Here is a 25,882-nt window from a genome sequence, read left to right as displayed (position 1 = left end):
TGCGAAATAGCCCATCCATGGAGTGGAACCTGTGCCTAAATCTACCAATTCGCTCGCATTCGCGGGAATGATGTTGTACCTCCCAAGCCTTTATGCTGCCGCAATCGCGACGCCAGCGGCGACTGTGCAAAGCTATCTAGCTCCGTGCTTCGAAGCGGGTAAAGGCGTCAATTGTGAAGTCTCGGCTGTGGCGCTCACCGGGGAGAGCCTCGTACTTGCCAATGACAAGCAAATGCCTAAGGCAGGCGACCCAGCAATATTCACGTTGAAGCTCGACAAGCAAAAGATTGTCGGTACTCCCTCATACTTGGAAAGCAGCATGCTGCGAAGCGCAGACAAGTTTGAGGGGCTGACCACCACGCTCGACGGGAAGTACGTCATTGCCATCACGGCCTTCAATAAGGAAGGAACAGCGCAGAATCCTTCGGCAGACGCCTTGAATACGCTGCTTTACTGGCCAGTTGGCAATCCAGAGAAAGCAGCGATCATCGTTCCATCGACCCGTGGCCAGATTACCAGCTCGCGTGGGTTACGAGAACGGATCGGTAAAGCGGTAGGCTCGCCTTATTTTCAGGTCGAAGCGCTCTCAACCGCCCCTGGTGATCGTCTGCTAGTGGGCATTCGTAAGTTCGGAGTCAATAGCAAATCCGCAGATTATGCGTTCTTGCTGCTGTCGATTCCTTGCTCAATCAGTGAGCAAGGGGTCGAGCTTGGCGACGAGGTTGAGACCCTGTGGAACCTAACACCTGACCAGTTGGCCCAGAGGCTGGGAATGGAGGCCGGTGCGTACCCAGAGTTGGGTATTTCTGGTATTGAGTTCGATCGCTACAACCAAGATCGCTTTTACGCAGTCACAAGTTTCGAGCGCGATGACAAGATTGGCGGATTTCTCTGGGTCTTGCCGCTTACCGAAGGCAAACCCGGTAGGCCACAGCCTGTAAGACTAAATGATGGTTCTGCGCTGGCCTTCATCAACAAGCCAGAGGGGGTCGAAGTGCTGGATGGTCGCAGTGTATTGATTGTTCATGACGATGATCGAATGAAAATCAAGGAGCCTGAGAGTAACGTGCAGCGCCAGGACCATGAGTTTGTATACAGTGTGGTGACATTCGGGAACAAATAGTTCAGCGCGCACTGGCCGTCGTACACGGGGCATCTTTGTTCCGTAAGACGAAGCCGTTGGCGTGGCACCCCGATTCAAATGGGAATCTTCTATGCACGGGTGTGCGCATCTGCTGGAAACGATGGTCAGTTTGGGTGCTCATCGAAACCTTGACAGCGTGAGCCCCATCATTTTTTACCAGTAGACGCTGCGTATTCAGAGCTGATTGACTGGACTTACGCCGCTGACCGGGCGCCCTACTATCAAAGGACTGAATAATGCGCTCCCATATGACCTTTTTACTTCTACTCACATCGTTCTGGGGTACCCACGCGGCTGCGTTGGATGCTAACGAAGAGGCCGGTGCTGACGCCCCGCCTGCCCAATTTCTAGTCTACTCGGTAACCTGGCAGCCCACGTTCTGCATCATGCGCCCCATGACTGGAGGTTGTGATCAGGTGCCTCAAGCATTTTTGACCCACGGTATATGGCCGTACAGCGCGAGTGTAGGCGATCGTACCAACCGCCACCCGCAGTTTTACAGCACCTCTCCAAGCTGTAAGGGTGAGGCTTGCGCAATGAGTGAGAGCGATATGAAGCACGTTCTCGCCAATGAGGCCTTGAGAAAGCTGGTTACCCGCGATCCTGAAGGGATGTTCGCCCACGAGTGGAGGAAACACGGTACCTGTTCGGGCAAAACCGTTCAGCGCTACTTTCAAGATTTCGTCGACCTTAGAAAGTCGGTCGTCATCGAGAATCCGGCGAAATTCGACAGCATGATCGGGCGCGCTACGCCGTTCGCGAAAATACGTAAAGTCTTCCCAGCCAACACGGCATTTCGATGCTACCGAGATCACAAGGGCGAACAATACCTGCACGAGGTTTTTTACCTGGTCGACGAGGGCGGCCATCCCTACGAGCAGGAGAAGAATCTGCAAATTGGTGTCCAGTGTGCTGAGCAGGACACTTGGATTCCTCGGGGGGCGCTCCGATCCGGGGGTTGAAGCGCTAATAGAGAATCCGATACCTCATCGGGTATCGGATTCCTGGGGTCAATTGGCTTATTCGAACAGATTCACGATGCTGTCAGACAGCGTGCTGTGCTGCTTTGACCACGCCCCGGTAAATTGATAGATACCATTAGCCTTGAGATAGTGCTTGATAAAGTGGAAGTGGTAATCTGCCGCAATCTGGAACAGGTAAAGATCACTTTTGGCGTTTACGTAGGTCGTGCCATTCTTGTCGAGCACGCCTGCCAACACCGCTTTGGCATCCGGCTCTGGAAGGGTGTCGATCTGTGCCAGGGGTTGTTCGGTCAGCACCCGTTGCCATGCCAATTGCGAAACTAACCGACCTGGTACGAATTTGCCGAGTTCGCAAGGTGTTTCTATCGCTTGTTTGGCATTTCGAAGATTGGCTTTGAATGCTTCATCCATTTCAAGCCGGCGCCCAGTCTTGGCTTGGTGGAACAAACTGGTCAGCTCGACCCAGGCGGCTTCATATTCCCTGGGGTTGTCTCGCTCGATCGTTTTTCTAGGGTCTGACCAGCACGGCTTGTAGCGGAACTTGACCGAGCTGAAGTCTGGGAAGTGCCCTAGCCAGCCGTGGCCCAGGTAGCTGGTTGCATTGGGAGTGGCTTCGAAATTCGAATTAGGCACGTGCTGGGTCAAATAACCAATGGTGCTGTTATGCATGGTCAGCACCGTCTGCTTCCAATCTTGGGACGAGCCATCGGTGTAATAGATACTTTGCCGCCCAAGCCCTTGTTTTAGCGGGTTCCAGGAGTCTGGGTCGTAGTCTGCATCCCAGTAGGTATTCATCACGTTGTCCAGGCCGCAATGGTCTTGATGCGCCCAGGTATCGGCAATCACGTGCGCCCGCACACCCAGCAGAATCAACTTGAACCTGTGCAGGACGTCCGAACGATCGGTGTCTAGTATCTCTGGGCCACCTGCGGCCAGGCTGATGATCCTTGCCAAGCGGTCGTCGTCGGTTGCGCACAGCACGGCGTCCTCAACCAGCTTTCTCGACAGTGCACTTTGCGGCCGATTGAGCATTTGCCCGAACTCTAGGTCTTTCACTGTGCCCGGGTTGTATTTTCTTAATATGTACTCGCCGCCTCGGGTATCACGCTTGATGTGGCGAGGCAAATAATCGGCAACGGTTGCGCCATGGACGTCCTCTCGGCTGGGCGTGCCTGCCGGGTCGTCGTAGTTGCCAGGGATGAAGTGATAAGCGCACCACACGCTGTCTTCAGGATGTTTGAAGGTATCCCAATATCCGTGTTGGAAGGTGTAGCGAGGCTTGTCCATCTTGGCAATGATTGTGTAGTGAGCGGACTTCTTTGTCTCACTCACCAATGACCAGTCAGCGTTGTACTCGCCCTCATGAAAGAAGTCGATAAAGTTGGACGCCTTTGCAATCAACGTTGCATCGGCGTTGTCAAACCCTGCACACATTGCTGAGTGGAAAGTGCCGTAATAATGAAAATCCTGATCCATGCTGCCTCCCGTGGGCGGTTATATGATGGAAGTCGCCCGGGGGGAATGTATAGCCGCGACGCAGGCGTGATGTCAAACTGATATCGCTTATTAGTTAATGCCTATCTCTATGATTAAGATTCAATATATTGAAGTGTGTATGTGTGATGCTCGGTTAATAGCGATTCGCTTCGAATATTTCATGGCTTAAAAGGCGAGGGCCCCAGTCATACCCTCTTGAACGAAAAGAGCACGATCAAGATTTTCATGGGGCGAATTTGAACCCGCCTCAATGAGGCACTACGCGTAGCAAGGCGTTAGTGACGGCCCGCAGGCTGCGAATGGGATGATTGAAGCAATTGCTCACGCCTGGATGGGTCGTGGTCGGTGATCCTCGACTTTTCGAAGCACTGCTCGATCTGCTCGAAACAACCCTCAATGACTTCCACCAGCCTCGGATCGAAATGCTGGCCAGCCTGCTCCCGGATAAACGTCTGCGCCCGTTGAGCGCTCCAGCTGGGTTTGTAAGGGCGGGGCATCCGCAACGCATCATAGACGTCGCACAGCGCCACGATTCGCGCGGCGAGGGGTATCGCCTCGCCGCTCAGACCCCGTGGGTAGCCCGAACCATCCCATTTCTCATGGTGGCAGTAAGCGATCTGCGCCGCCATTTCAGTCAGCTCGTCCATCGCGCCATTGTGCAGAATGCTGTAACCGATGCCGGGATGCTCCATGATGACTTGTCGTTCCTGTTCGGTCAGCGGCCCTTGCTTGAGCAGAACGTGGTCAGGAATGCCGATCTTGCCAAGGTCATGCATGGGCGCTGCCATTCTCAGACGCTCGCACCAACTGGCGGGCTGGCCAATCGCTGCCGCGATCAGTGCTGCCGAATCGCCAATTCGTTGGATATGATCACCGGTTTCGTTGTCCCGATAACTCGCAGCCCGGCCCAATGCGCGGATCGCAGCGCGGTAGCTTTCCTGCAATTGCAAGGTGCGCTGCAACACCTGTACTTCCAGATCGAGATTGGCCTTCTGTAGGCGGCTGGTGGCCTGCGCCAGGCGCAGACAATTGCGCACCCTCAATACCAGCTCGGGCAGGTCCAACGGTTTGGGCAGATAGTCATTCGCGCCCAATTCCAGGCCTTTACGCCTGCTCTGAGCGTCGGTCAGCGCAGTAAGTATGATGACCGGCTGGCGAGAGCGATCCCGCTCGCTCAGGTGTTCCAGTATCTGAAAACCGTTAGGCTCTGGCATATCCAGATCGAGCAATAGCAAGTCCCATGAGTTGGTCTTCAGCCACTGCAGCCCCGCAGCCGAATCAGAAAAACACGTGACATTTGCCAAGCCGAAGGCTTTCAGGCTTGAGCTGAGCAAGCGCAAGTTAGCAGCGACATCGTCGACGACCACGATGCGCACATCGTCTGGAATATCAGTGAACATGGGTGAACTCCTGTTCCAATAACGCCGTGAGCAATTCAGCGAGTTCTTCACGGCTCACAGGTTTTGCGAGCACTCCCTGAAATTCGATGCCCAGCATTGCCAGCTTGCGTGGCTCGCTACCTATCAAGACCACAGACATCTGCGCGGCACCGGCTGCGCGCCGTATTCGGCCGAGCAGCTCCAGTGGCTGCTGCTCGGGATCGCAGTCAAGCAACAGCACATTCGGTGCTCCGTGCTCGCGCGCTCGTATCAGGCACGCCTCCAGCGTGCCGTGCACGAAGCTGGTACGTTTGCTCACCAGCATCGGTAATTGGAGGACGATGTCCACATCGCTGCCGGCATAGAAAACTGTTGGTGAGGCCTCGTCTTGCTTGTATTCCAACTGCTCGGCATCAGGTAGCTCGATCCAGAAGCGGCTGCCTTCACCTGGCACGCTGTGAACGCCCATCGAACCGCTCATCAGCCCGGCCAACTCTCGGCATAGCGCAAGGCCGATTCCTGTGCCCTGGATCGCGGTGTTTTCCTTGCCCAAGCGTTGGAACGGCTCGAACAGCTCGGCCTGTAGCTCAGGCTCGATGCCCATACCGCCATCTTCTACATACAGGCGCAGGGCCCCGGCCAGCGACTCGGCACCTGCGCACAGCATACCCTCGGGGCGGTTGTACTTAATCGCGTTGGAGAGAAGGTTCAAGAGCACTTGGCGCAGACGCCTGGGCTCGGCCTGTACCCAAAAGTTTTCCGGTACAGGCCGCAGCTCAAGCCTGAGCCCGACCGCCTGGGCTTGAGCCGCCATCATCTCAGCGCACTCCTCCAACAATGGGGCGACTTGAACTGGTCGCAGGCTTAGGTGCTGGGTTTCTGCTTGCAGGCTCGACCAGTCCAGCAGATCGTCCACCAGATTGCCGAGGTGGCTGCTCGCTGCCAGGATCTCCTGGGTCTGGTCCCGGACAACTGCATCCTGCACGTGCATCTGCATCAGCTGGCCAAAGCCATGGATGGCATTCAGGGGCGTTCGCAGTTCATGGCTGATGCTGGAAATGAATCGCGACTTCGCCCGGTTCGCCGCTTGCGCTTGGTGGGTTCGCTCCTTAAGGTCGGCCTCGGCCAGCTTGAGCCTGTCGATATCGACCAACGTGCCTAGCGCAGCGCGCTGGGTACCCACCGAGACATCGAGCATGCGACCTTGGCACAACACCCACAAAGAATTGCCGTCGGCCTGACACACCTTCAACTCCAACTCGATACGCTGGGTATTGCCACTGCGAAGGCTATCGAGCACCCCCTGGAATTGCCTCGCGCTTTGGGCATCAAGCCGTTCCAGGAATGCTTCACGGGATATCTGGTTATTGGGCCACCCCAGGCGCTTGCACAAACCACCGTGCAGGCTCATGCAATCATCTTCCAAGTGATACTCCCACATGCCCGACGTGGGGTAATCCATGATCAATGTTAGGCGATGCTGTGCCATGCGTCGATGCAGATCGCTGGTTGCCAACTGCCCGCCCATGGTCAGCACGTCGCCAGCCATCGCGTCGAGTTCTTGAATCTGCGATTCGGCACGCAATGGTTGCCATTGCCCTTTGCCAATTTCGCTCAGCATGCCTCTGATGTCGTCGATGGTTTTGCGTAAACGCTCACTGAGCCTGCGCGAACGCCGCCACAGCACACTGAAATAAGCGAGGTAGAACAGCACCAGACCGGCGATCATCAGGTAGCCGATATTACGATAGTGGGCCGCCAGTGCGTTCGTGGTACTCATGACCGCTTCCTTGTCGACAACTGCCAGCAGATGCCACCCCGTACTGCCAATCGCGCTCCAGGCGATCAAATGCTCTCTGCCTTTGAGCGCCAGTTGCAGGTTGCCTGATGGGCTGTCGTTCAATTGGCTGGCCAACCGTGCGGTGTCGCTGCGTAACCTTAAATTGAAGTTCTGTGGTTTGAACTGCTCGGTGCTGAGCTTGTTTTGGCTTGGCACCTTGAGTAACTCCTGCAGGTCGAAATCGTGTTCGGCTTTTTCAGGCATCGCCATGATGGTTCCATCACGTCCCACCAGCAACATGTAGCCATCCCAAGGCACATTGAGCTTTTCCAGCTGGCCTAAGACGCCGCCGATGGTTACATCGATGCCAATCACCCCTTCGAGGAAGTCGGCTGTGTAGACGGGCGCGATCGCCGACATCATCCAGCCGTGGCCAGCGGGGTCTAGGTAGACGTCGGTCCAACGCGTTTCTCGTTGTGGGTTGTGCGCCGAGTCAGCCAGATAATAAAAATTGAAGTCAGGTATGCGCATGTCGGGCGGATATTGCTCGTCGGTGCGAAACCAGGGGTAAATGCGGTTGTAGCTGTCCCAACTGTTGAAATAGAGGCTGGCGATGGTCGCATCATGGCGTTGGATTTCCACGAACACGGTATCCAGCGTGGCCAGCCGGGCGACTTTGTTCAGGTCGTGGTGCTCCAGTGGGGTAGCGGCCGAGTAGAAAGAAGCTGCGCCGCCTACGTCGGTAGCACTGAACCGTGCGCCTTGCGGTGATACTGCCAGGGTTTCTGTGGTTGCCGGGGCTGGGCCCTGCAACGCACGTTGGGTCAGACGTGCCAGCAAGCTTGCAGTGGCGCTGATGTGCTCAAGTTGATTCTCGATGATCTGTGCATTCTGCTCGGCGCTGGCGGCCAGGCTTTCGCTGGCACTACGGTCCAGATAGCCCAGTTGTGCGTCGCGGATGGCCTGGTTGCTCAGCAGATAGCAGCCAACCAGGACCGTTTCGACGAGCACCAGCGGTATCAATGCGCTGCGCATGAATGCGCGCCACATCCACTGTCGCAACATGACACGGCCATGGCTCTTGCTCATTTCGCCTCCTTGCATGCCGACTGGCAGCAACGATAGTGGCATACAGACACTATTCGTTTTATCGCTCACCAGCTCAAATTTCAAACTCCCTTCGTCGACTCATTCTAGGAAACAAAGGAGCGTTGCAAACGTGTCTTTTCAGGGCGGAGCGAAATAATAAAAATTTCCAAATCGCAGGGGATATCCCCAGTTTATAAATCGCGGATGCAAACCTGTCGCTTTTACACGTAGATAGCAGGCTAAGTACTGACGTGGCTCAAAGATGCATGCAAAAACGACAGATGTAACAAGATAATTCTCAGTGGCGGATTGACATCAAATAGCCACCTATTAGGCTCCACTTCATCTCATACCTGAGACAGGTGCCATCACCCAGAACCCCATCCCGACCGCCTCGCCCGAACCGCAGGACGCATGTGAGCGCTAACGACTAGCCATACACATAACATTGCCTACAGCGTTCAAAGAGGGTTTGCATCATGCGAACTAATCTTCCGGTCACTCAAAAAGAACTCGAGTTTTCAGCAGGTCAGCGGCTGATTTCCGCAACCGATCTGCACGGTAAGCTCACCTACTGCAATGACGAATTCGTGGCGGTAAGTGGCTATACCCGTGAGCAACTGCTTGGCAGCCCCCACAACATCGTCCGGCACCCCGATATGCCCAGTGCGGTGTTTGCGCACATGTGGTCCTACCTTAAAGAAGGCAAGAGCTGGATGGGGGTGGTGAAAAATCGCTGTAGCAACGGCGACCACTACTGGGTCAACGCTTATGTCACACCGATCTTTTCCCAGGGCGTGCTGACCGGCTACGAGTCGGTGCGGGTCAAACCTGATCGAGACCAGATCCAGCGCGCGATCGACCTGTACGCCAGGCTCAAGAATAACAAGCAGACCAGGGCTGTTCGCGAGCGCCTGGGGTTCTGGGTACGCATGCTGCTGCCGCCCACGTTGATGGCGGCAGTCAGTGCCGGAGTGTTCGAGCTGGCCGGCACCTTGCCAGGGGCTCTGACCGCCGCCGCTGGCATGTTCGCGCTGCAAGGGCTTGCCGAAGTGTTGGCACGCAAGACACTCAACAGCATCCGCAGTGTTTCGGCAGGCAGTTTCGATAGTGAGCTGATCGCTCGAACCTACACCGATGAGCGGGGCATGGCTGGGCAACTGCAGATGATTCTGATCAGTGAACAAGCCAAAATTCGCACGGCGCTGAGCCGCTTGGGCGACTTCGCCAACCAGACAGCGGCGCTTGCGACCCAGAGCCAGTCACTGTCCCGCCAGTCCGAACAGGCCCTGACCAAACAGCGGGACGAGGCTGACATGGCCGCCACCGCCATGAACCAGATGGCAATGTCGATTGCAGAAGTGGCCGTGCATATCAATCACACCGCCAAAGCAGCCGATGAGGTCAACCTCCTCACCCAGACCGGTTCGCAGGAAGCGCAAAAGACCCGGCACGTCATCGAGAAACTGGCAGAGACGGTCGAAGCTGTGAGCCATTCAGTCGAGGGGCTGGCCAACGAAACTCAGACCATACAGCAGGCGGCGAACATGATCCGTTCGATTGCCGAACAGACCAACCTGCTGGCACTCAATGCGGCCATTGAAGCTGCACGAGCCGGGGAACAAGGCAGAGGTTTTGCCGTGGTCGCCGATGAGGTACGGGCCTTGGCTTCTAAGACTCAGGAGTCCACGCAGACCATTCAGCGCATCATTCAGACCCTTCAGGACGTGGCCAATCAGGCAGTGGCCGTGGCGCGCCAAGGGAGCGGCGAAGCAGTCAGCGGTGTGGCCCAGGTGATCAGCACGCAACAAGCGTTGGACGGTATCAACACCGCAGTCAGCCGTATCCATGAGATGAGCCAACAGATGGCTACCGCTTCAGAGCAGCAGGCCCATGTTGCCGAGGAGATTTCCCGGCAGATCACCAGCATCGCCCAAGTCTCGGAGCAGAACGCCGATATCGCCGAAAACTCTTGCGCGTTGGGCGGCGACCTGGAGAACACCGCTCATGCCCTCAATGCGTTGGTCACACGGTTCAATGGCTGAATCCAATCGGCAAGATGAGGTGAAAAAATGGCTGGTTTACTGGAAACCGTCGACAGCCGCACCCAGCTGGCTGGCAAGAACCGTCTGGAGTTATTGCTGTTTCGCTTCGCGGACAAGCAGCGCTACGGCATCAACGTTTTCAAGGTGCGAGAAATCCTGAAGTGCCCACCGCTGTCGCACTTGCCTGGTTCGCACCCCGTGGTCCGCGGCGTGGCCAACGTACGTGGCAGATCGATCTCGATTCTTGACCTCGCCCGGGCTACTGGCCTACAGGCGTTGGAAAACCTTGAGCAGGCCTACGTCATCATCACTGAGTACAACGGCCGTACTCAGGGCTTTCTGGTCAGTGCGGTCGAGCATATCGTCAACCTGAACTGGGAGCGCATTCATCCGCCACCCGGTGCTAGTGGGCGGCACAACTATCTCACCGCCGTCACCAACGTCAACGGAGCATTGGTCGAAATTATCGACGTGGAAAAAGTGCTGAACGAGGTGTCGCCGGTTGCGGAGCAACTGAGCGAGGCAACCCTTGATGCCGCACTTCGGCAGCAGGCCAGCTGCTTCAAAGTACTGATCGTCGATGATTCTTGCGTGGCGCGGCGGCAAGTTAGCCGGTGCCTGCAGGCTATAGGCGTTCAGGTGTTGGCCTGCAATGACGGCGGCCAAGCGTTGGGAATGCTGAACACCATGCTGGCCGAAGGCAAGCAGCCCCCCAAGGAGCTGCTGATGATGATCTGCGATATCGAAATGCCGGAGATGGACGGCTACACGCTCACCGCGCAGGTTCGCGCCAACTCGCAGCTGGCGAGCCTGCACATTGTGCTGCACACCTCTCTTTCCGGGGCGTTCAATGAAGCCATGGTTAAAAAGGTTGGCGCGGATCAGTTCCTCGCCAAGTTCCGTCCTGACGAACTGGCAGGCCTGGTAACGGCGCGCATCCGTCAGTTCGCTCTGGATACATCCCTCGGCGAGGCAAGTCAGCCATGTTCGAATATCTAAAAGATGTACGTGCTCCAGGCTGCCCAGAGGTGGCTTGCCGTTTGGCTGCCATGGTTGCGCATCCCTATGGGTTGAACAAGCTGGAACGCTTGATGGGCGATATCCTGATTCACGCCGACCATCGTGAGGGCCGTATGTGCCGAGTCGCTCGCCAATTACACATTGCCCAATGGGAGTTGGAGGTCATCTGTGCGTCGCGCAGCGTCGATCAGTTCAACCTTGCTTTGCTGGCAGCCCATGGCCAGCTGGCGAGTATGCTCGAGATGGACTGGGCCGAATACTGCCGCCTGGTATGTAGCGAGCAAGCGGTGTAGGGGTTTGGCCTGGCCGTGCGCAAGTCAGGGCGCAGCGCACGGCCAGGTTCACTCATCGCTGAGCCAAGACGCATTCAGAAGTCGAACGTCACCCCGGCATACAAAGCCCGGCCATCTCCAGGTGAATGCAGCGAGGCATCGGCACCATCAGGGTCGTACCAGACGTACTCGTAGTAGCGGTTGGTCAGGTTCTTCAGTTGCAGGTCCACACTCATCGTTTCGCTGAGCTTGTAGGTCGCGCCCAGGTTCATCAGTACGTAGCCGCCGTACGTGCCCTGGGTATTCTCACGCTCCAGGTAGTAGTGGGTCTGGCCGTTCGCCCAGGCGCTCAGTTGCAGGGCAGGGGTGGCCTGGTAGCTGATGCCGGTGTTCCACAGGTGGTGCGGCACGTGGTCGATTTCCTTGCCTTTGCTGGCGGGCAGTGCGCTGCTGGGCTCAAGAATTTTCGAATACTGCCAGGAATACGACATCCACACTTCGGTACGCTCGTCCGGGTGCAGGTTGACTTGCAGATCGTAACCCCAGCGACGCGTTTCACCGACGTTGTCCGACTCGCCACTCGGGTCATTCAAGCGACGGCTCACTTCGCCAGAGGCGTCTTGACGCCAGTAGGCCACGCGGCCATCGATCCAGCTGGCTGGGGTGAACTTGACGCCGGTTTCCCAACCTTCGTTGATCGATGGGTCCAGGTCCTCGTTGCGTGGCGGCACCTTGTAGGCTGCGGCGCCGGTCCCGACTTGGAAGGTGCGGCCCCAGTTGGCGTAAACGCTAGCGAACTTCCATGGCGAATAGACAATGCTGAGCTTGGGCTGCTTGATCAGCCCGTAGTCGTTGATGTCGTAGTCCTGCCCGGTGATCTTGTTGGTGAAGTCACCACTGATCTTGTCCACCCGGTACGCGGGCACGATCTTCAGTGACTCGAAGGGTTCGATCTCTGCCTGCACGTAGGCCCCGACGGTGTTGAAGTCGAAGTCCTGGTCGCGGGTCTGGGCCTGACGCACCCGTTCCACGGTGCGATAGCGTTCGCTGCGGTTCTGCTGCTTCTGCACATCGCTGCCGCCTTCCAGGGCGAAGGCGTGCAGCCAGTCCACCTGCGGCCGCCAGGTCAGCGAGGTGATGGCGCCGTACTGGTCTTCGTAGGTGTCGCGCTCCTGTTGTGAGCTGGTGCGCCAGTACTGTGTCCAACGGCGGTCGTCGAAGGTGTTGAGGTAGGTCTTGGCCGACCAGGACAGGGTGTCGGCCAGGTCTGTGTCGAAGTGCACGCTGACCTGGTTCATCCGCCGCGTGCCTTTGTCCGTGGCGTTGTAGGCGTTGCTCATGCGCGGGTGATGGCGGGCATCGTCTTCGGTCAGGTAGCCGGCCTCCTGGGCTTCGGACTCGTAGTGGCGGGCGATCAGGCCAAGGCGGTAGCTGCCATCGTCAGGGGTGTAGAACCACTTGCCGCCAAAGCTGTAGCGCTCGGTGTCGGCATGGTCGCGATAGCCGTCGACCTGCTGGCGACCGAAGAAATAGTTCTGCGTCCAGTTGCTGGTCTCGATGCCCTTGGCCAGTTGCACTTCGCGGGTGTTGAAGCTGCCGTAGCGCACGCGCGCCTTGTTGTAGTTGCCGCCGGTGCGGGTGTTGATGTTGACGTTGCCGGCGATGTTGTTCAGGCCGTAGCGTGGGTCGCTGGTGCCGCGCACCACTTCGATGCTGTCGATGTCCATGGGGAACACCGAGTCGATGAAGGGCATGTTGCCGTCGTTGGTGTTGCTGGGGATGCCATCGATCAACAGCTTCACTGCGTTCACTTCGCCTTCGCCATTGAAGCCGCGAAACGATAATTTGCCCGAGGTGGTGCCTTGGTTGAATTCGGTGAGCATCACCCCTGGCGCGCGGTTGAACAACTCCCAGCTGTAGGTCACGGGCATTTTTTCGAGGATATCGCCGCCCAGGATGTCCACCGAACTGAGCACGCTGCTGGTGGCCAGCGGGCCGCTTTGATTGCCGGTCACGGTGACCGCGCCGAGGGTAAGGGTGGAGTTTTCAGCGGGTAGTGTTTCGGCACCGGCCAACGACAATGGGCTGAGGCTGTACAAAGCGAGCACAGGCAGAACGGCACGTGCGGTGTAACGGAACGCAGACATGAGTGGTTTCCTGGAAACGGTCGAGCAGGGCTGCACACCGCAGTCACGGGGCAGCTGTGGGCAAGCAACGACGGCTCAGGCCAGGGGGGAGGCGCGGGGGTTCAGCTTTGGCCACTGTTCGCGTGGCAGTGGCAGCCTGTGGCTGTCACCGAGCAGCAGTGCGTCGGGCCAGAAGCGGGGAAACAGGTGGCGATAATAGTCGCTGGCCAGCAAGGCATGCCCGGCGTGCCCGCAACAGCAGTCACCCGCCGGGTGTTTCGTTTCCGGTTGATCATCGAGTTGCGGCAGCTCGGCCTTGAGCTGCGCCAGCAATGACTTGGGCAGGCTCTGCGCACCATGCAGGCTGCAGAAGCTGCCGAGGATCAGTGACTGGCTATCGATGCGGGGTGTTTGCAAGGCACGGTCGAGCGGCATCGCCAGCAGGTTGAACAGCACGGCGAAGCAGGCAAACAGACACAAATGTGCGCGAGCACGTAGAGTCATGACGCCCTCGGATGGATGAGGCGAGCATTAAGCCGCATCCTGGTGTCGCTGTAAAAGGTCAGCGCTGCGCCACTTTGTCGCGTGATGGCGCAGCAACTGAACCCATCACAGCACGATGTAGTCGCTGAACTGGCGGATGCCTGCATGTTCGCCCTCGACCAAGTGCACATAACGCCCGCTCACCAGGTCCACCGGCAAACAGTCGTCGATATCGATTACCGCGTCTGTATGGGGTTTGAACCAGCCCTGTGCCATGCGCTGTTTGCCCAGGCGCTTGGCCTGGGCCTTGTCGACGGCTGCCACCAGCGCGTAACGATGCGCCTCGCCGAATACCTGCCGCTCATAGCCACCCAAGTTCAGGAAAAACAGGCGCATGGAGCCAGGCCCCGGTGCTGCCTGGCTCAGCTCGACCCGGTAGCCATCGACACCGTCGACTTCCAGCCAGGAGTCTATGTGCAGGCCCTCAGGGCTGCCGAACCACGTATGGCGCAGGTGCGGGTGCAGTTGCGCCAGGCTATCGGCCTGGGCAAAAACCACGTCATGTACCTCTATGCGTGCACGAGGGTGGCGACCGCCAAGCATCACGATATAAAGCATGATCAATCCTATCGGGCAGCGAACAACGCGCTAGTGTGAACACTGCAGCATTGTTCGCCAAGTTCGACCTTGTTTGGCACCCCTCAGAGGCTGCGCCGCCTTAGTAGCGCCACTGCACAGCAACTTCCAGACTGCGTGGTTCACCCAGGTAGTACTGGGTATTGGTCTGGTGGATGAAACGGGCGTAGACCTCGTCGGTGAGGTTGCGCAGGCGGGCGCTGAGCTGCACGTGCTGGTCCAGGTCGTGGGTCATGGACAGCCCGTAGACGGTATATGACGGTACCCACGCGGTGTTGGCGGTGTTGGCGTACACCGACGATACGTAGCGGGCGTCGGCGCCGAGCTGCCAACCGGGTGCCAGGTCGTAGGTCAACCATAGGTTGGCCACCCGGTCAGGGATGTTCACCGGCGTCTTGCCTTTGCGCGAATACACCACACCACTGATGGTCTCGTTGAATTCATCGTATTCGGCGTTCACCCAACTGAAGTTGCCTGCCGCCAGCAACTTGGGCGTTACCTTGAACGAGGCCGCCAGTTCGATACCGGTGGAGGTCTGCTGGCCAGCTTGCTCGGTGGTGTTGGGCACGGTCGAGGAGGGCACCGAGATGTTCTTGCGCACGATCCGGTAAGCCGCTGCGGTAGCGCTGCCGCGTCCGTCGAGGAAGTCGAACTTGCTGCCCACTTCGACCTGCCGCCCGGTGCTGAGGTCGAAGTCACCGACCTGGCTGATCGACGCACTGGTCAGGGTGCCTCCCGGCGGCTCGGCCGAGGTGCTGTACTGGGTATACAGGCTGACGTTGGCGGTCAGGTCGTAGACCAGGCCCAAGCGCCCGGTTATGGCGTCCCAGCGCCGGTCCAGTTTGGCTCGCGCCACGTGGTCGACCACGTCGAAATCGATGTGGTCGTAGCGCAGCGCAGTGACCAACGACAGTTGGTCGGTCAGGCGAGTGCGGTTCTCGACGAAGGCCGAAGTGGTGTTGGTAGTGCTGCTGCGGCCTTTGCTCATGGGGGCGCCCATGCCAGGTATGTCGAGGAAGTGGCCGGGTGCGAAGCCATTGGGGTCAACGGTATCGAACGCACCCTTGGACAGCGGGTAATTGGTCTGCTGGTTGGTGCTGTAGTCCATGCCCAACGCCCAGTCGCTGGCCATGCCCAGCAGCTGGCTCTGATGGGTCACCTCGACCTTGTCGCCGTTGACTTCCTGGTCGTGGCGCTGGCGGTAGCCACCGGAGCGGGCGATGGCGCTGTTGTCGGCGTTGTAGCGATACACCTCGAGGTTGCGGTAATCGCGCTGGCCGTTGTAGTGGTAGAAGGTATTGCGCAACTGCGTGTTGTCGTCGAAGCGATAGTCGGTGATCGAGCGCAGCCAGCGGGTGCGCTGCTCGTAGCGACCATCCTTGACGTTGTAGTTGTTGAAGCGGTTGTGTTTGTCGATATGCAGTGTGCCCGCCAATGGTTGCAGCACCGGCGTGCCCCAGTATGGGCTGTCTTCTTTCTCTTCCAGGTATTCGATGGCCAGAGTGTGGGAAAGCTGGTCATTGATGTCGCTCAGCAACGAGAAGGCCAGGTTACCGGCTCCGTTCGCCTGCCGGTCGATATAGCCATTGCTGCTGGTGCGGCTATAGTCGAGCCGAGCATAGTGGCGTGGGCCGTCGCCGGTATTGAGCGCCTGATTGACCCCGACCGATGTTTCCATCGTGTCGTAGCGGCCGTAGCTGATGCGTCCTTCGAAGCTGTCTTGATCGCGGCTGGCCAGCTTGGTGATGACGTTGAGGCTGCCACCTACTGCGCCACTGCCGTTGAGGAATGACGAAGGCCCGCCGAGCAGTTCGACCCGGTCATAGATCCAAGCGCCCACTGGGCGTGCGGCGGCGCCGTATTGCAGGTTGATGCCATTGAACAGCTGGCTGATCTGCGCGCCATTGAAGCCTCGGTACGCTACGTAGCCACCCCAGCCGGGCGGTGCCGAGGCGTTTACGCCGGGCAGGGCGTTGGCCGCGTCCTGAAAGTTACGCGCGCCGATGCGCTCCATGGTGCCACGGTCGGCGACACTGACCGAGGCCGGGTTCTCGCGGGCGCTGAGGTTCAGGTTCGAGCCGCTGCCGATGGGGCGGTCAAGGTCCAGGCGGGTTGCTTGATTGGGCGGCTCGGCGCTGGCGGTAACGTCGCTGGCGGGCAGGGTGAGGGTATTGTCCTGCGCCCAGGCACAGGTTGCGCTGCCAACGAGCAGCGCCAAAGTGGTCATGCGGAACATGCAAGGCTTCCTGGCTGAAAGGGTAAGCGCACGCCGTTAGCCGATCAGACGGCATCAAGGCGTGGCGATGTCAGAGCACAAGAAGCGAGGCAGGCGAGGCGCGTGGATTGACCCTTGGCCAGCGCTGTTTGGGCAGACGTGGCGTGGGTTGCCTGGGTAGAAAGGTACGTGGTTCGCTGCCGAGCAAGGCCAGTAGGCCGAAGAACACGGCCAGCAGCGTAGCGCTGAACAGGCTGGCGATTACGCAGTCGGCGCCGGTAGGCAGCACAGGGTCGGCGACGTCCTGGTTGGCACTGCCTGTGCCGCTGCTATGCGCCGCGCACCAGGCGGCGTCGTTCAGGCCGGCCAGGCGCAACCCGGCCATTTGGCCATGCCCCATGGCACACAACAACGAGCCGAACAGGATGCTGAAATACAGCACCCAGGCGACTTTCGAATGTGTGTGGCGGGCCAGCGTCATGGGCAAAGCTCAGGCATTGGTCAGGGCAATCGGCCACGGATTCTACAGGTTTTGCAGTCTCTGAAAAGTGTGCGCGTGCAAGGACTCACTCGCCAGGGGTGTAGCGCTGCAGTTTTGCGCGCTGGCCCTTCAGCTTTCGGCGTACTCCAGCGTCCGGTCCATCTGAGGGGCGGTTTCTGGCAGTGCTAGCCACACCAACAGCCAAGCGGCCGTGGCGATAGCGGCCAAGGTCAGGAATGCGGCATCGTAACCTGCCGCCTGAACCACCAGCCCGGCTATGCCAGGGCTCAAAGCCGCGCCCAGGCCAAAGGCGGTAGTCAGCGCGCCCAGGCTTACATTGAAGCGGCCAGTGCCTGCCGTCAGATCCTTCACTACGATGGGGAACAGCGCGCCGAAAATGCCGGCACCCACGCCATCGAGCAATTGCACACCCACCAACCAGAAGGGGTTGTCTGACAGCACATACAGCGCCCCGCGCAGTGCAAGCACGAAAAAGCCAGCCACCAGGAAGGGTTTGCGACCCCACTGCTCGGCCTTGTTGCCGACCAGCATTGCCATCGGCACCATCACCAGTTGCGCGGCAACGATACAGGCCGAGGTCAGGGGCGTAGCCAGACGCAGGTCGATCTGCGAAAGCTTCTGACTGACCAGAGGCAACATGGCGGCATTGGCCAAGTGGAACAGTGCGCAGCACACGGCGAACAGCAGCAAGGTGCGGTTGTGCAGCAGCACCTTGAGGCCAGCGGGCTGATCGTGGCCATGGGCCGCGTCGCTCAAGCCCCGTGCCTGCTGATGATCGATGGCGTCAGCGGGCACCCTGGCGACGGCGATGATACTCATGACCGTCATCACTGCCATGAGGTAGAACACCACGACCGGCCCGAACAGATACGCAAGCCCGCCAGCAAGCAGTGCCGAACAGGCATTGCCAGCGTGGTTGAAGGTTTCGTTGCGCCCGAAACGACGGGTGAACGCCTTGGGCCCAGTGATGCCCAGCGTGATGGCCGCAATCGCGGGGGCGAATACCGAACCGGCCAGGGCGCTGACGGTCTGGGTCAACGCCACCAAGGTGAACGATGCCATGAACGGTAGCAGCAGGCAGCTACCGGTCACCAGCAAGGCAGCGATGACGATCACCGCGCGCTTGGCCCGGGTGCGGTCGATCAGTGCGCCAGCTGGCGTTTGCGCCACCAGCGCTGTCACCCCGGCCAGAGTCATCACCAAGCCGATGCTCGCCGGCTGCCACTGGTGTACGGCGAGCAGATAGATGGCCAAGTACGGCCCTAGCCCATCGCGCACATCGGCCAGGAAAAAGTTCAGCCAGTCGAGTGCGCGGCTGTGCACGGCACTTTGCTTAATAGCGTCCAAGTCTGCGCCTCGATCGGGCATACGCACCGTGTTTGACTAACGTGCCGGGCTCAACCGACGTGCAGCCGGTTGCGACCTTCCTGCTTGGCGACATAGAGCGCGCGATCAGCCCTTTCCAACAGCGATGACACCAGGTCTGGCTGGCTTGGGCTGATGCAGGCTATACCGATACTCACGGTCACCTGTGAGAAAGGACTGTCCGGGTGAGCGATAGGTTCCAGCGCCAGGCGTTCAAGCATGCCTTTGGCAATCATGGTTGCGCCCGCGCAGTCTGTATCGGGCAGTATGGCGGCCAGTTCTTCGCCGCCATACCGTGCAAGCAAGTCATTGGGCCGGCGCAAGCAGCCGGCCAGTGTCGTGGCCACACGCTTGAGGCACGCATCACCTGCAGGGTGGCCGAGGCTATCGTTGTAGCGCTTGAAGTGATCGATATCGATCATCAGCAAGGCCAGGCTTGCATGGCTGCGTTGTACCCTGCTGGTTTCCTTGGCCAGGGTTTCGTCGAAAAAGCGCCGGTTGGCCACCCCAGTCAGCGCATCGTGTTTGGCCAGGCGCTCCAGCTGTTGATTGGAGTCGAGCAGGCGTTGCTGGGTGATGAGCAATTCGCCTTCGGCCTCACTGCGCCGGCGCATTGCCCGGATCAGCAGCCAACCGATGCCCCCCGTCAGCCCTAGCAACCCGCACACCACCAGTACTGACAGCTCAGTTTCCAACCGCCACCCGGCCAGTGACTCGTCCTTGCCCAGTGCCACGGTGGTCACCAGCGGCTGGCTATCGCTTTTGCGAAACGCATACAAGCGGGCAACGCCGTCCAGGCTGGACTTGTATGACGCCGTGCCGACGGAACGGTCCACCAGGTATTTGGCGTACAGGGGCGAGCGTGAAAAGTTGCGGCCCATGTCCTGCTCGCGGAAGGGGTAGCGCACCAGTAGCGCACCATCGGTATGGGTCAGCCCGATGGCACCGTCCTGGCCCACGTTGATCTGGCCGAACAGGCGCAGGAAGTTCTCAACGCCCAGTGTCACCGCCACGACCCCGGCGAACTGCCCTTGGGCATCGTCGAAGCGCCGGTTGATGGTGATCACCCACTCATGGTTGGCGCGGCTGCGGATCGGCATGCCGATGAATGGCTCGCGCGAGGGGTCGTCGCGGTGGTGGATGAAATAGGCTCGGTCGCTGCTGTTGGCGCCTGCCGGAATGGGGCGATTGGAGGCCATCAGCCAACTGCCGTCACGACCGTAAACGGTAATGCCGCTCAGCTGGGGCATCAGTGGCTGCTGGCTGGCCACCAGTTGTCGAAGCCGCTCGATCTGTTGGGGGCCGCTACCTTCGGTTTCCAGGCGCTCGACCAGGCCCAGCAGGATCACCGAGCTTTGCCGCACGATACCGTCTGCATAGGTGGAAAGGGCCTGGGTCAAATTCAGAGCATGGACGTTGGCTTCCTCCAAAGCTCGCTCTCGCGAAGCGACGACCTTCCATAAGGTCAATGAAGCGAGGGAACAACCAATCACTGACAACAGCAGAACGACTAGGTGAATATCTCGCTTCACGGTGATTCCTGATGTAAGTCCATTTCAGGGGTGGCGCATTGCTATATTTGAGCGCCCAATCCGCCCGTTGTGCAACTAGCTACGGTTTATCGCTTCAGCCCCCGTGGAGGGTTCGGGTGCCTGCAACCTGTCGATGACGCTGTGTGCCAGTGCGTGATACAACGAAACCGGTGATATCCAGCCTGAAATACCGGTTGCCAACAGCGTGGTCGCCAACATCGGGATTGCCAGGTCCGGGCTGTGGGTGAGTTCGAGCACGATCACCGAAGCGGTCAGCGGTGAACGGGTCACACCGGCCAGATAGGCGCCCATCCCCAATAGCGCACACGCCTGCGGGTCGACGTCAGGGAGCAAGCCCAGCAGCGGTGCGAAGGCCGCCCCGATACTCAGTGACGGTGAAAACAGGCCGCCGGGGATGCCGGCAAGGTAAGACGCGACATTGGCCAGGAATTTCCAGAGCAGAAACGTAGGGTCCGTAATAGGTTGCGCTTCGAGCAGTTTGCGGGTTTCTTCATACCCTGTACCGAATACATGGTTGCCCGAGATCACGCCGAGTACAGCCAGCACCAGCCCGCAAACGGCAGCGAAGCGCACTGGATAGCGCCCGCGCAGTGCACACATACGGCCTAGGATGCCCTTGTTGGATGGCAGCACCAGCTTGGCGTACAACCCACCCAGAACGCCTCCCAATACCGCGCACGCAGGGACCACGATCCACCCCCAACCGATGGGCAGGCGCCCGCCGATCTGGCCGAAATAGGCATATTGGCCCAACACCCCTAGGGTCACGATGCCACCGATCAGTACTGCCGTGAGCACCAGCCCGCTGAAGCGTTGTTCGAAGGTCCGGCTGAGTTCTTCGATGGCAAACACCACCCCGGCCAATGGCGTGTTGAACGCGGCCGCGATGCCCGCAGCGCCACCCGCCAGGATCAGGCCAGCCAGTGTGCGCCGCCCATGCAGCCCAAGGCGGCGGCCAAAGGCATAGAGCACGGCAGCGCCGATATGCACGGTCGGGCCCTCTCTGCCAACCGAACCGCCGACTGTCAGCGCGCCAAGGGTCAGTAACATGCGCGCGCCAGCCACAGGCAGTGACAGCAAGCGCGCTCGCAACCGACCGGAGGGCAACTCCAGCGCCGCAATGACCTGCGGGATACCGCTGCCTTTGGCATTCTCGAACCAGCGGTGGGTCAGCCATGCGAGCAAGGCAAACCCCGCAGGGGTGACCACCAGTGGGGACCAGGGAGCCCATTCCAGCAGTTGTTTGAACGATGCGAATGCAGCGTCGGCCAGCCAGGCGAACGCCAGGGCCGTCAGCCCAACCAGCAATGCACCGATCCAGAACGCCAGGCGTTGACGCCAGGCTCGCCAGGTCGTTTGGGCCCAGGATGAGGGTAGCGGGGAGGGCGTGAGTTGAGGCATCGGACGCACAGATTGGTTTGAAGGCTGAAGTATGGTCGATTTCACCGTTCGATCCCACCTGCAGCTGTTTTCGCCGACTTCAGATTCCCTTCAGATTCGCCCCAGATAATCCGCCCATCGCACCCAGTTGGGGGATTTTCATGAGCCAGATTCAATGGAGCAGCCTGCTCCCGTTAGCGATCGGTACCCATGCCGATCACCATGCTCGTTTATCGCTTCATTCTGTTGGAGACCCTGGCCGCCCAGGCCTGGAGCACTTCATCCACCACTGCTTTGCCACAGCGCACCACGCGGACGTGCAGCATTACCTGCCCGAACTGCTGGCCTTGCACGATAGCCACGGGCAACTGGTAGCCGCCGCTGGCGTGCGCCTGGCCGCGCAGGGCCCGTTGTTTCTCGAGCGGTATCTGGACCAGCCGCTGGAGGTGCAGGTGTCCCGCATAGCCGGCACCGAGCTGCCCCGCACTGGCATGGTCGAGGTCGGCAACCTGGCATCGCTCAGCGCCGGCAGCGCACGCATCATGATCATTGCCGTGACCTGGTTGCTGGCTGCGCGCGGCTTGCAATGGGTGGCCTTCACCGGCGCCGCCACGCTGATAAACAGTTTCCAGCGGCTGGGGCTGGTGCCGACGGTATTGGCCCCGGCCGACCCCGAGCGCCTGCAGGGGCAGGTCGATCAATGGGGTACCTATTACGACCAACACCCCCAGGTGTTCGCCGGCAATATCGGCTACGGCTACGATGCCTTGAGCCGAGCCGGCGTGTTCCAACGCCTGGGCTTTCCCGCCCGTGCCGAGGAGGCAGGCCATGCCGCATGAGTTGCAGCAATTTCGGCAACGGTTGGGCGAATATGCAGCCGATCATGTCGAGGCGGTGGCGGTGCAAGGCCAAACGCACCGCTATACCTATCAGCAGTTGCTCGGCGAAGTCGGGCTGCGCACCCATGCCATGCATGGGCAACCGGCAGGTGCCTTGGTGTTGGCACTGGACAACGGCCCAGATCAGTTGTTCTGGGACTTGGCCGCGCTGTTCGCTGAACGCCCTTGCGTGATCGTGCCGTCGTTCTTCAGCGCCGCCCAGTTCGACCACTGCATCAACCAAAGCGGTGCATCGGTTGTGTTGTGTACGCCGCGGTGGGCGGCGCAATTGGCGGGCAAGGGCTTTGTACAGCAAGGCGAGTTTTGGGTCCGGGAGGCGTCGAGCCGGGTTGCTTTACCGGTCGGCACCGCCAAGGTGACCTACACCTCTGGCAGTACCGGTAGCCCGAAAGGGGTGTGCCTGAGCGCTGGCAGCCTATTGCGGGTAGCACGGGAGCTGGAGGCTGCCAGCCGTCCCACCTCCCCACAACGGTACCTGGCGGTACTGCCTCTGGGGGTGTTGTTGGAAAACCTCGGTGTGTACGCCGCGCTCATGGCTGGGGCCTGTGTGCAGCTTTACCCGCAGGAGCAGCTGGGCGTGGGCGGTGCCAGCCAAGTGGATTTCAAGCGCCTTCTGGGCGCCATTGCCCTCAGTGGCGCACAGAGCTTGATCCTGGTACCGCAGCTGCTGCTGGGGCTGGTCACGGCCATCGAACGCGGGCTGATGCAGGTAGGCCAGTTGCGCTTCGTTGCGGTGGGAGGGGCGCGGGTCTCGCCCAGCTTGCTGGCGCGGGCGCAGGCGGTGGGGTTGCCGGTGTTCGAGGGCTATGGGTTGTCAGAATGCGCTTCTGTCGTGGCGTTGAACCGTCCGGGGGCGATGCGCCCTGGCAGCGTCGGCAAACCACTGCCCCATGTTCAAGTGCGCATTGCCGAGGATGGTGAGGTGCTGGTTGCCGGCTCGACCTTGCTGGGTTACCTGGAAGACGCCCCTGTCACTCAGGCATGGTGGGCCACCGGCGATCTCGGGCACCTAGACGCAGACGGCTATCTATACCTCGATGGGCGCAAGAAGCACCAGTTCATCACCAGCTTCGGGCGCAACGTCAACCCAGAATGGGTCGAGTCCGAGTTGACCCAGGGCGGTGTGATCTCTCAAGCGTTCGTGCATGGCGAAGCCTTGCCGCGCAACGTGGCACTGCTGTGGCCGCTGGACCCTAACCTCAGTGATCTTGCCATTGACCAAGCCGTGCAGCGTTGCAACGCGCAACTGCCTGATTACGCCCAGGTGCATGCCTGGCACCGCTTGCCGGCCCCCCTGAGCCAGCAAGACGAAACCTTGACCGCCAACGGACGCCCGCGACGCCAGGCGATCTTCAAGCGTTACCAAACCCTGTTATCCGACCTTCTCAAGTGAGGTACGCCATGTCCTTTTTCGACACGCTGCAAACTCAAACGGCCCAAGAGCGTCAGGCATTGTTCGCCGTGCCGGTCATCCGTGATGCCCTGGCTGGCAAGGTCAGCCTGGACAGTTACATCGCCTTTCTGACCCAGGCCTACTACCACGTTCGTCACACCGTGCCGCTGATGATGGCCTGTGGTGCGCGCTTGCCGTCGCGGCTGGAATGGCTGCGCGGCGCGGTGTGCGAGTACATAGAGGAAGAGTACGGCCATGAGCAGTGGATTCTCAATGACATCAAAGCCTGTGGCGGTGACTGGGAGGCGGTGCGTGATGGCCGTCCGGCGATGCCGATCGAACTGATGGTCGCCTACTTGTACGACTTGATCGCCCGGGGCAACCCGGTCGGGCTGTTCGGCATGGTCAATGTGCTCGAAGGCACCAGCATCGCCCTGGCCACCCAGGCCGCAGGTACTATCCAGAGCACCTTGGCGCTGCCTAACCAGGCGTTCAGTTACCTCAGCTCGCACGGTGCGCTCGACCAGGATCACATGGTGACTTACAAGCAACTGATGGATCGCCTCGAAGACCGCGCAGACCAACAGGCGGTTATCCATGCCGCCAAAATCGTCTATCGCTTGTACACCGATATGTTCCAGGGTTTGCCGCGAGCCGGGCAGCAAGAGGTGCGCCATGCGATTGCCTGAGTCCGTAGTGGTCCTTACCGGCGCCAGTGGTGGCATCGGGTTGGAATTGGCCGAGCAGTTGTGTGCTGCGGGCGCTCAGGTGCTGGCGGTCAGTCGGCACATTGGTGAGCTTGCAGGCCTGATGAAGCGCTACCCCGGTCGCCTGCGTTGGCAAGAAGCCGACCTGCGTTGTGCCGCCGGCCGCGGTGAGGTGGTAGCCCGCGCCCGCGAGATGGGTAATGTCAACGTATTGATCAACGCGGCCGGGGTGAACCGCTTCGCGCTGCTAGACCAGTTGGACGAGCACGCGCTCGATGAGTTGCTGGACATCAACCTGAAGGCGCCGTTGCAGCTCACGCGCGCGTGCCTACCGCTTTTGCGTGCCCAGCCCAAAGCACTGGTGGTCAATGTTGGCTCGACCTATGGCTCGATCGGCTATCCCGGTTATGCCACCTACTGTGCCAGCAAGTTTGCCTTGCGCGGGTTCTCAGAGGCGCTGCGCCGCGAGCTGGCCGACACCACGGTCGATGTTCTGTATGCCGCCCCTCGGGCAACCCGTACCTCGATGAACAGCAGTGCTGCGACAGCGCTGAACCAAGCGCTGAAGGTCGGCATGGATGATCCGGCGGATGTTGCGCGGGCGGTGCTCGAAGCGGTGCAGTCTGAACGTAGCGAGCTGTACCTGGGGTGGCCGGAAAAGCTGTTCGTGCGCATCAACGGCATGTTGCCAGGGGTGGTCGACCGCGCCCTGCGCAAACAACTGCCGGTCATTCGTCGTTATATTGGTAGCCACTCGAAGGAGTCGATCAAATGAAGCGTCTGTTGGTGGCCAGCTTGCTGGCATTCGCCCCCTTTACCTGGGCATTGGACCAGGCGGGTAGTCAGCACCTGAGCGATTTGCAGCAGCGTTGGGCGCAAATTCAGTATCAACTGCCCAAAGAAAAGCGTGCCGATGCATTCGAGAAACTGGCTGGCGATGCTGCCGTGTTCGTACGTCAGTACCCGGGCACGCCAGAACCGCTGATCTGGGAGGGGATCATCAATAGCAGTTGGGCAGGTGCAACGGGTGGCCTTGGGGCACTGGGCAAGGTCAAGGCCGCCAAGGCCAGCCTGGAGCAGGCCATGAAACTGGACCCCAATGCCTTGCAGGGCTCGGCTTACACCAGCCTGGGCACGCTGTATGACCAAGTGCCTGGCTGGCCTATCGGTTTCGGCGATGCCGACAAGGCAGATGCCTTGTTGCGCAAAGCCCTGCAAATAAACCCCAATGGCATCGACAGTAATTACTTCTGGGCGGATCATCTGTACCGGCAGAAACACTACCCTGAGGCTACCGCTGCCCTGCAAAAAGCCTTGCAGGCCCCACCTCGGCCAGGGCGTGAGCTGGCAGACCAGGGTCGCCGCGCCGATATCGATGCTTTACTCAAGGCTATCAAGGACAAACAGGACTGAC

At 59.7% G+C, this 25,882-nt stretch carries 21 protein-coding genes; 10 read left to right on the top strand and 11 right to left on the bottom strand.

Annotated features, from left to right (window positions below; all coding sequences use genetic code 11):
- The first annotated feature begins 31 nt into the window (after positions 1-31).
- Positions 32-1,123, top strand: coding sequence for a hypothetical protein (locus tag J5M56_RS09005; protein ID WP_288440002.1), 1,092 nt, complete (start codon positions 32-34; stop codon positions 1,121-1,123).
- A gap of 257 nt (positions 1,124-1,380) precedes the next feature.
- A complete protein-coding gene (locus J5M56_RS09000; protein ID WP_207936531.1) occupies positions 1,381-2,106 on the top strand; it encodes a hypothetical protein in 726 nt (241 codons plus the stop codon).
- A 57-nt stretch (positions 2,107-2,163) separates the two neighbouring features.
- Here the strand turns inward: J5M56_RS09000 and J5M56_RS08995 are convergent, their stop codons facing one another.
- The 3 genes from J5M56_RS08995 to J5M56_RS08985 form a co-directional block, all read right to left on the bottom strand.
- Positions 2,164-3,603 carry a DUF6765 family protein gene (locus J5M56_RS08995; RefSeq protein WP_207936529.1) on the bottom strand — a complete coding sequence of 480 codons (1,440 nt, stop codon included), beginning with the start codon at positions 3,601-3,603 and terminating at the stop codon, positions 2,164-2,166.
- Positions 3,604-3,899: 296 nt separating this feature from the next.
- On the bottom strand, positions 3,900-5,024 hold the full coding sequence (locus J5M56_RS08990) for an HD domain-containing phosphohydrolase (RefSeq protein ID WP_186478026.1): 1,125 nt from the start codon (positions 5,022-5,024) through the stop codon (positions 3,900-3,902).
- Positions 5,014-7,872 (bottom strand): sensor histidine kinase, encoded by a 2,859-nt coding sequence (locus J5M56_RS08985; protein WP_207936527.1) that lies wholly within the window; start codon positions 7,870-7,872, stop codon positions 5,014-5,016. The genes J5M56_RS08990 and J5M56_RS08985 overlap by 11 nt, the downstream gene beginning before the upstream one ends.
- Positions 7,873-8,351: 479 nt before the next feature.
- Here J5M56_RS08985 and J5M56_RS08980 point away from each other — a divergent pair, with 479 nt between their 5' ends.
- Genes J5M56_RS08980 through J5M56_RS08970 form a run of 3 tightly spaced genes read left to right on the top strand, consistent with a single transcriptional unit; the run spans position 8,352 to position 11,230 of the window.
- Entirely contained in the window at positions 8,352-9,917 is a 1,566-nt protein-coding gene (locus tag J5M56_RS08980; protein WP_186478028.1) for a PAS domain-containing methyl-accepting chemotaxis protein, read from the top strand.
- Positions 9,918-9,944: 27 nt separating this feature from the next.
- Positions 9,945-10,916 carry a chemotaxis protein CheV gene (locus J5M56_RS08975; RefSeq protein WP_207936525.1) on the top strand — a complete coding sequence of 324 codons (972 nt, stop codon included), beginning with the start codon at positions 9,945-9,947 and terminating at the stop codon, positions 10,914-10,916.
- The gene (locus J5M56_RS08970; protein WP_186478030.1) at positions 10,901-11,230 is read left to right on the top strand and encodes a hypothetical protein; all 330 of its coding nucleotides are present in this window, start codon (positions 10,901-10,903) and stop codon (positions 11,228-11,230) included. Before J5M56_RS08975 ends, J5M56_RS08970 begins: the two co-directional genes overlap by 16 nt.
- Positions 11,231-11,304: 74 nt before the next feature.
- Here the strand turns inward: J5M56_RS08970 and J5M56_RS08965 are convergent, their stop codons facing one another.
- From J5M56_RS08965 to J5M56_RS08930, 8 genes are all read right to left on the bottom strand, one after another.
- A complete protein-coding gene (locus J5M56_RS08965; RefSeq protein ID WP_207936523.1) occupies positions 11,305-13,356 on the bottom strand; it encodes a TonB-dependent receptor in 2,052 nt (683 codons plus the stop codon).
- A gap of 75 nt (positions 13,357-13,431) precedes the next feature.
- Positions 13,432-13,839 (bottom strand): DUF2946 family protein, encoded by a 408-nt coding sequence (locus tag J5M56_RS08960; RefSeq protein WP_186478032.1) that lies wholly within the window; start codon positions 13,837-13,839, stop codon positions 13,432-13,434.
- Positions 13,840-13,944: 105 nt separating this feature from the next.
- Positions 13,945-14,436, bottom strand: a complete 492-nt coding sequence (locus J5M56_RS08955; protein ID WP_060477984.1) for a DUF1543 domain-containing protein — start codon at positions 14,434-14,436, stop codon at positions 13,945-13,947.
- Positions 14,437-14,536: 100 nt separating this feature from the next.
- Positions 14,537-16,690 carry a TonB-dependent receptor gene (locus tag J5M56_RS08950; RefSeq protein WP_207936521.1) on the bottom strand — a complete coding sequence of 718 codons (2,154 nt, stop codon included), beginning with the start codon at positions 16,688-16,690 and terminating at the stop codon, positions 14,537-14,539.
- A 70-nt stretch (positions 16,691-16,760) separates the two neighbouring features.
- Positions 16,761-17,150 carry a DUF2946 family protein gene (locus tag J5M56_RS08945; RefSeq protein ID WP_207936519.1) on the bottom strand — a complete coding sequence of 130 codons (390 nt, stop codon included), beginning with the start codon at positions 17,148-17,150 and terminating at the stop codon, positions 16,761-16,763.
- Between the two features lie 129 nt (positions 17,151-17,279).
- The gene (locus J5M56_RS08940; RefSeq protein WP_225915545.1) at positions 17,280-18,509 is read right to left on the bottom strand and encodes an MFS transporter; all 1,230 of its coding nucleotides are present in this window, start codon (positions 18,507-18,509) and stop codon (positions 17,280-17,282) included.
- A 59-nt stretch (positions 18,510-18,568) separates the two neighbouring features.
- Positions 18,569-20,068 (bottom strand): sensor domain-containing diguanylate cyclase, encoded by a 1,500-nt coding sequence (locus J5M56_RS08935; RefSeq protein ID WP_207936517.1) that lies wholly within the window; start codon positions 20,066-20,068, stop codon positions 18,569-18,571.
- 75 nt (positions 20,069-20,143) lie between these two features.
- Positions 20,144-21,490, bottom strand: a complete 1,347-nt coding sequence (locus J5M56_RS08930; protein WP_207936515.1) for a chloride channel protein — start codon at positions 21,488-21,490, stop codon at positions 20,144-20,146.
- Between the two features lie 140 nt (positions 21,491-21,630).
- Here J5M56_RS08930 and J5M56_RS08925 point away from each other — a divergent pair, with 140 nt between their 5' ends.
- Genes J5M56_RS08925 through J5M56_RS08905 form a run of 5 tightly spaced genes read left to right on the top strand, consistent with a single transcriptional unit; the run spans position 21,631 to position 25,881 of the window.
- Entirely contained in the window at positions 21,631-22,308 is a 678-nt protein-coding gene (locus J5M56_RS08925) for a thermostable hemolysin (RefSeq protein WP_186478039.1), read from the top strand.
- Positions 22,298-23,761: an AMP-binding protein gene (locus tag J5M56_RS08920; protein WP_207936513.1), complete on the top strand. Its 1,464-nt coding sequence runs from the start codon at positions 22,298-22,300 to the stop codon at positions 23,759-23,761. The genes J5M56_RS08925 and J5M56_RS08920 overlap by 11 nt, the downstream gene beginning before the upstream one ends.
- A gap of 8 nt (positions 23,762-23,769) precedes the next feature.
- Positions 23,770-24,450: an iron-containing redox enzyme family protein gene (locus tag J5M56_RS08915; RefSeq protein WP_060477977.1), complete on the top strand. Its 681-nt coding sequence runs from the start codon at positions 23,770-23,772 to the stop codon at positions 24,448-24,450.
- Positions 24,437-25,243, top strand: a complete 807-nt coding sequence (locus J5M56_RS08910; protein WP_186478041.1) for an SDR family oxidoreductase — start codon at positions 24,437-24,439, stop codon at positions 25,241-25,243. Before J5M56_RS08915 ends, J5M56_RS08910 begins: the two co-directional genes overlap by 14 nt.
- Positions 25,240-25,881: a hypothetical protein gene (locus J5M56_RS08905; protein ID WP_060477975.1), complete on the top strand. Its 642-nt coding sequence runs from the start codon at positions 25,240-25,242 to the stop codon at positions 25,879-25,881. The genes J5M56_RS08910 and J5M56_RS08905 overlap by 4 nt, the downstream gene beginning before the upstream one ends.
- Position 25,882: the final 1 nt, after the last annotated feature.

The sequence above is a fragment of the Pseudomonas sp. 51_B genome (assembly GCF_017491595.1).
Lineage (GTDB): Bacteria > Pseudomonadota > Gammaproteobacteria > Pseudomonadales > Pseudomonadaceae > Aquipseudomonas > Aquipseudomonas promysalinigenes.
Note: the sequence above shows the minus strand (reverse complement) of the source record. Positions and strands in the feature narration are given on the sequence as shown.

Coding starts and splice junctions, on each gene's coding strand:
- J5M56_RS08905 (WP_060477975.1), top strand. CDS start 25,240: ATGAAGCGTCTGTTGGTGGCCAGCTTGCTGGCATTCGCCCCCTTTACC.
- J5M56_RS09000 (WP_207936531.1), top strand. CDS start 1,381: ATGCGCTCCCATATGACCTTTTTACTTCTACTCACATCGTTCTGGGGT.
- J5M56_RS08985 (WP_207936527.1), bottom strand. CDS start 7,872: ATGAGCAAGAGCCATGGCCGTGTCATGTTGCGACAGTGGATGTGGCGC.
- J5M56_RS08975 (WP_207936525.1), top strand. CDS start 9,945: ATGGCTGGTTTACTGGAAACCGTCGACAGCCGCACCCAGCTGGCTGGC.
- J5M56_RS08955 (WP_060477984.1), bottom strand. CDS start 14,436: ATGCTTTATATCGTGATGCTTGGCGGTCGCCACCCTCGTGCACGCATA.
- J5M56_RS08960 (WP_186478032.1), bottom strand. CDS start 13,839: ATGACTCTACGTGCTCGCGCACATTTGTGTCTGTTTGCCTGCTTCGCC.
- J5M56_RS08925 (WP_186478039.1), top strand. CDS start 21,631: ATGAGCCAGATTCAATGGAGCAGCCTGCTCCCGTTAGCGATCGGTACC.
- J5M56_RS08995 (WP_207936529.1), bottom strand. CDS start 3,603: ATGGATCAGGATTTTCATTATTACGGCACTTTCCACTCAGCAATGTGT.
- J5M56_RS08930 (WP_207936515.1), bottom strand. CDS start 21,490: ATGCCTCAACTCACGCCCTCCCCGCTACCCTCATCCTGGGCCCAAACG.
- J5M56_RS08990 (WP_186478026.1), bottom strand. CDS start 5,024: ATGTTCACTGATATTCCAGACGATGTGCGCATCGTGGTCGTCGACGAT.
- J5M56_RS08945 (WP_207936519.1), bottom strand. CDS start 17,150: ATGACGCTGGCCCGCCACACACATTCGAAAGTCGCCTGGGTGCTGTAT.
- J5M56_RS08915 (WP_060477977.1), top strand. CDS start 23,770: ATGTCCTTTTTCGACACGCTGCAAACTCAAACGGCCCAAGAGCGTCAG.
- J5M56_RS08970 (WP_186478030.1), top strand. CDS start 10,901: ATGTTCGAATATCTAAAAGATGTACGTGCTCCAGGCTGCCCAGAGGTG.
- J5M56_RS08950 (WP_207936521.1), bottom strand. CDS start 16,690: ATGTTCCGCATGACCACTTTGGCGCTGCTCGTTGGCAGCGCAACCTGT.
- J5M56_RS08920 (WP_207936513.1), top strand. CDS start 22,298: ATGCCGCATGAGTTGCAGCAATTTCGGCAACGGTTGGGCGAATATGCA.
- J5M56_RS08965 (WP_207936523.1), bottom strand. CDS start 13,356: ATGTCTGCGTTCCGTTACACCGCACGTGCCGTTCTGCCTGTGCTCGCT.
- J5M56_RS08980 (WP_186478028.1), top strand. CDS start 8,352: ATGCGAACTAATCTTCCGGTCACTCAAAAAGAACTCGAGTTTTCAGCA.
- J5M56_RS08910 (WP_186478041.1), top strand. CDS start 24,437: ATGCGATTGCCTGAGTCCGTAGTGGTCCTTACCGGCGCCAGTGGTGGC.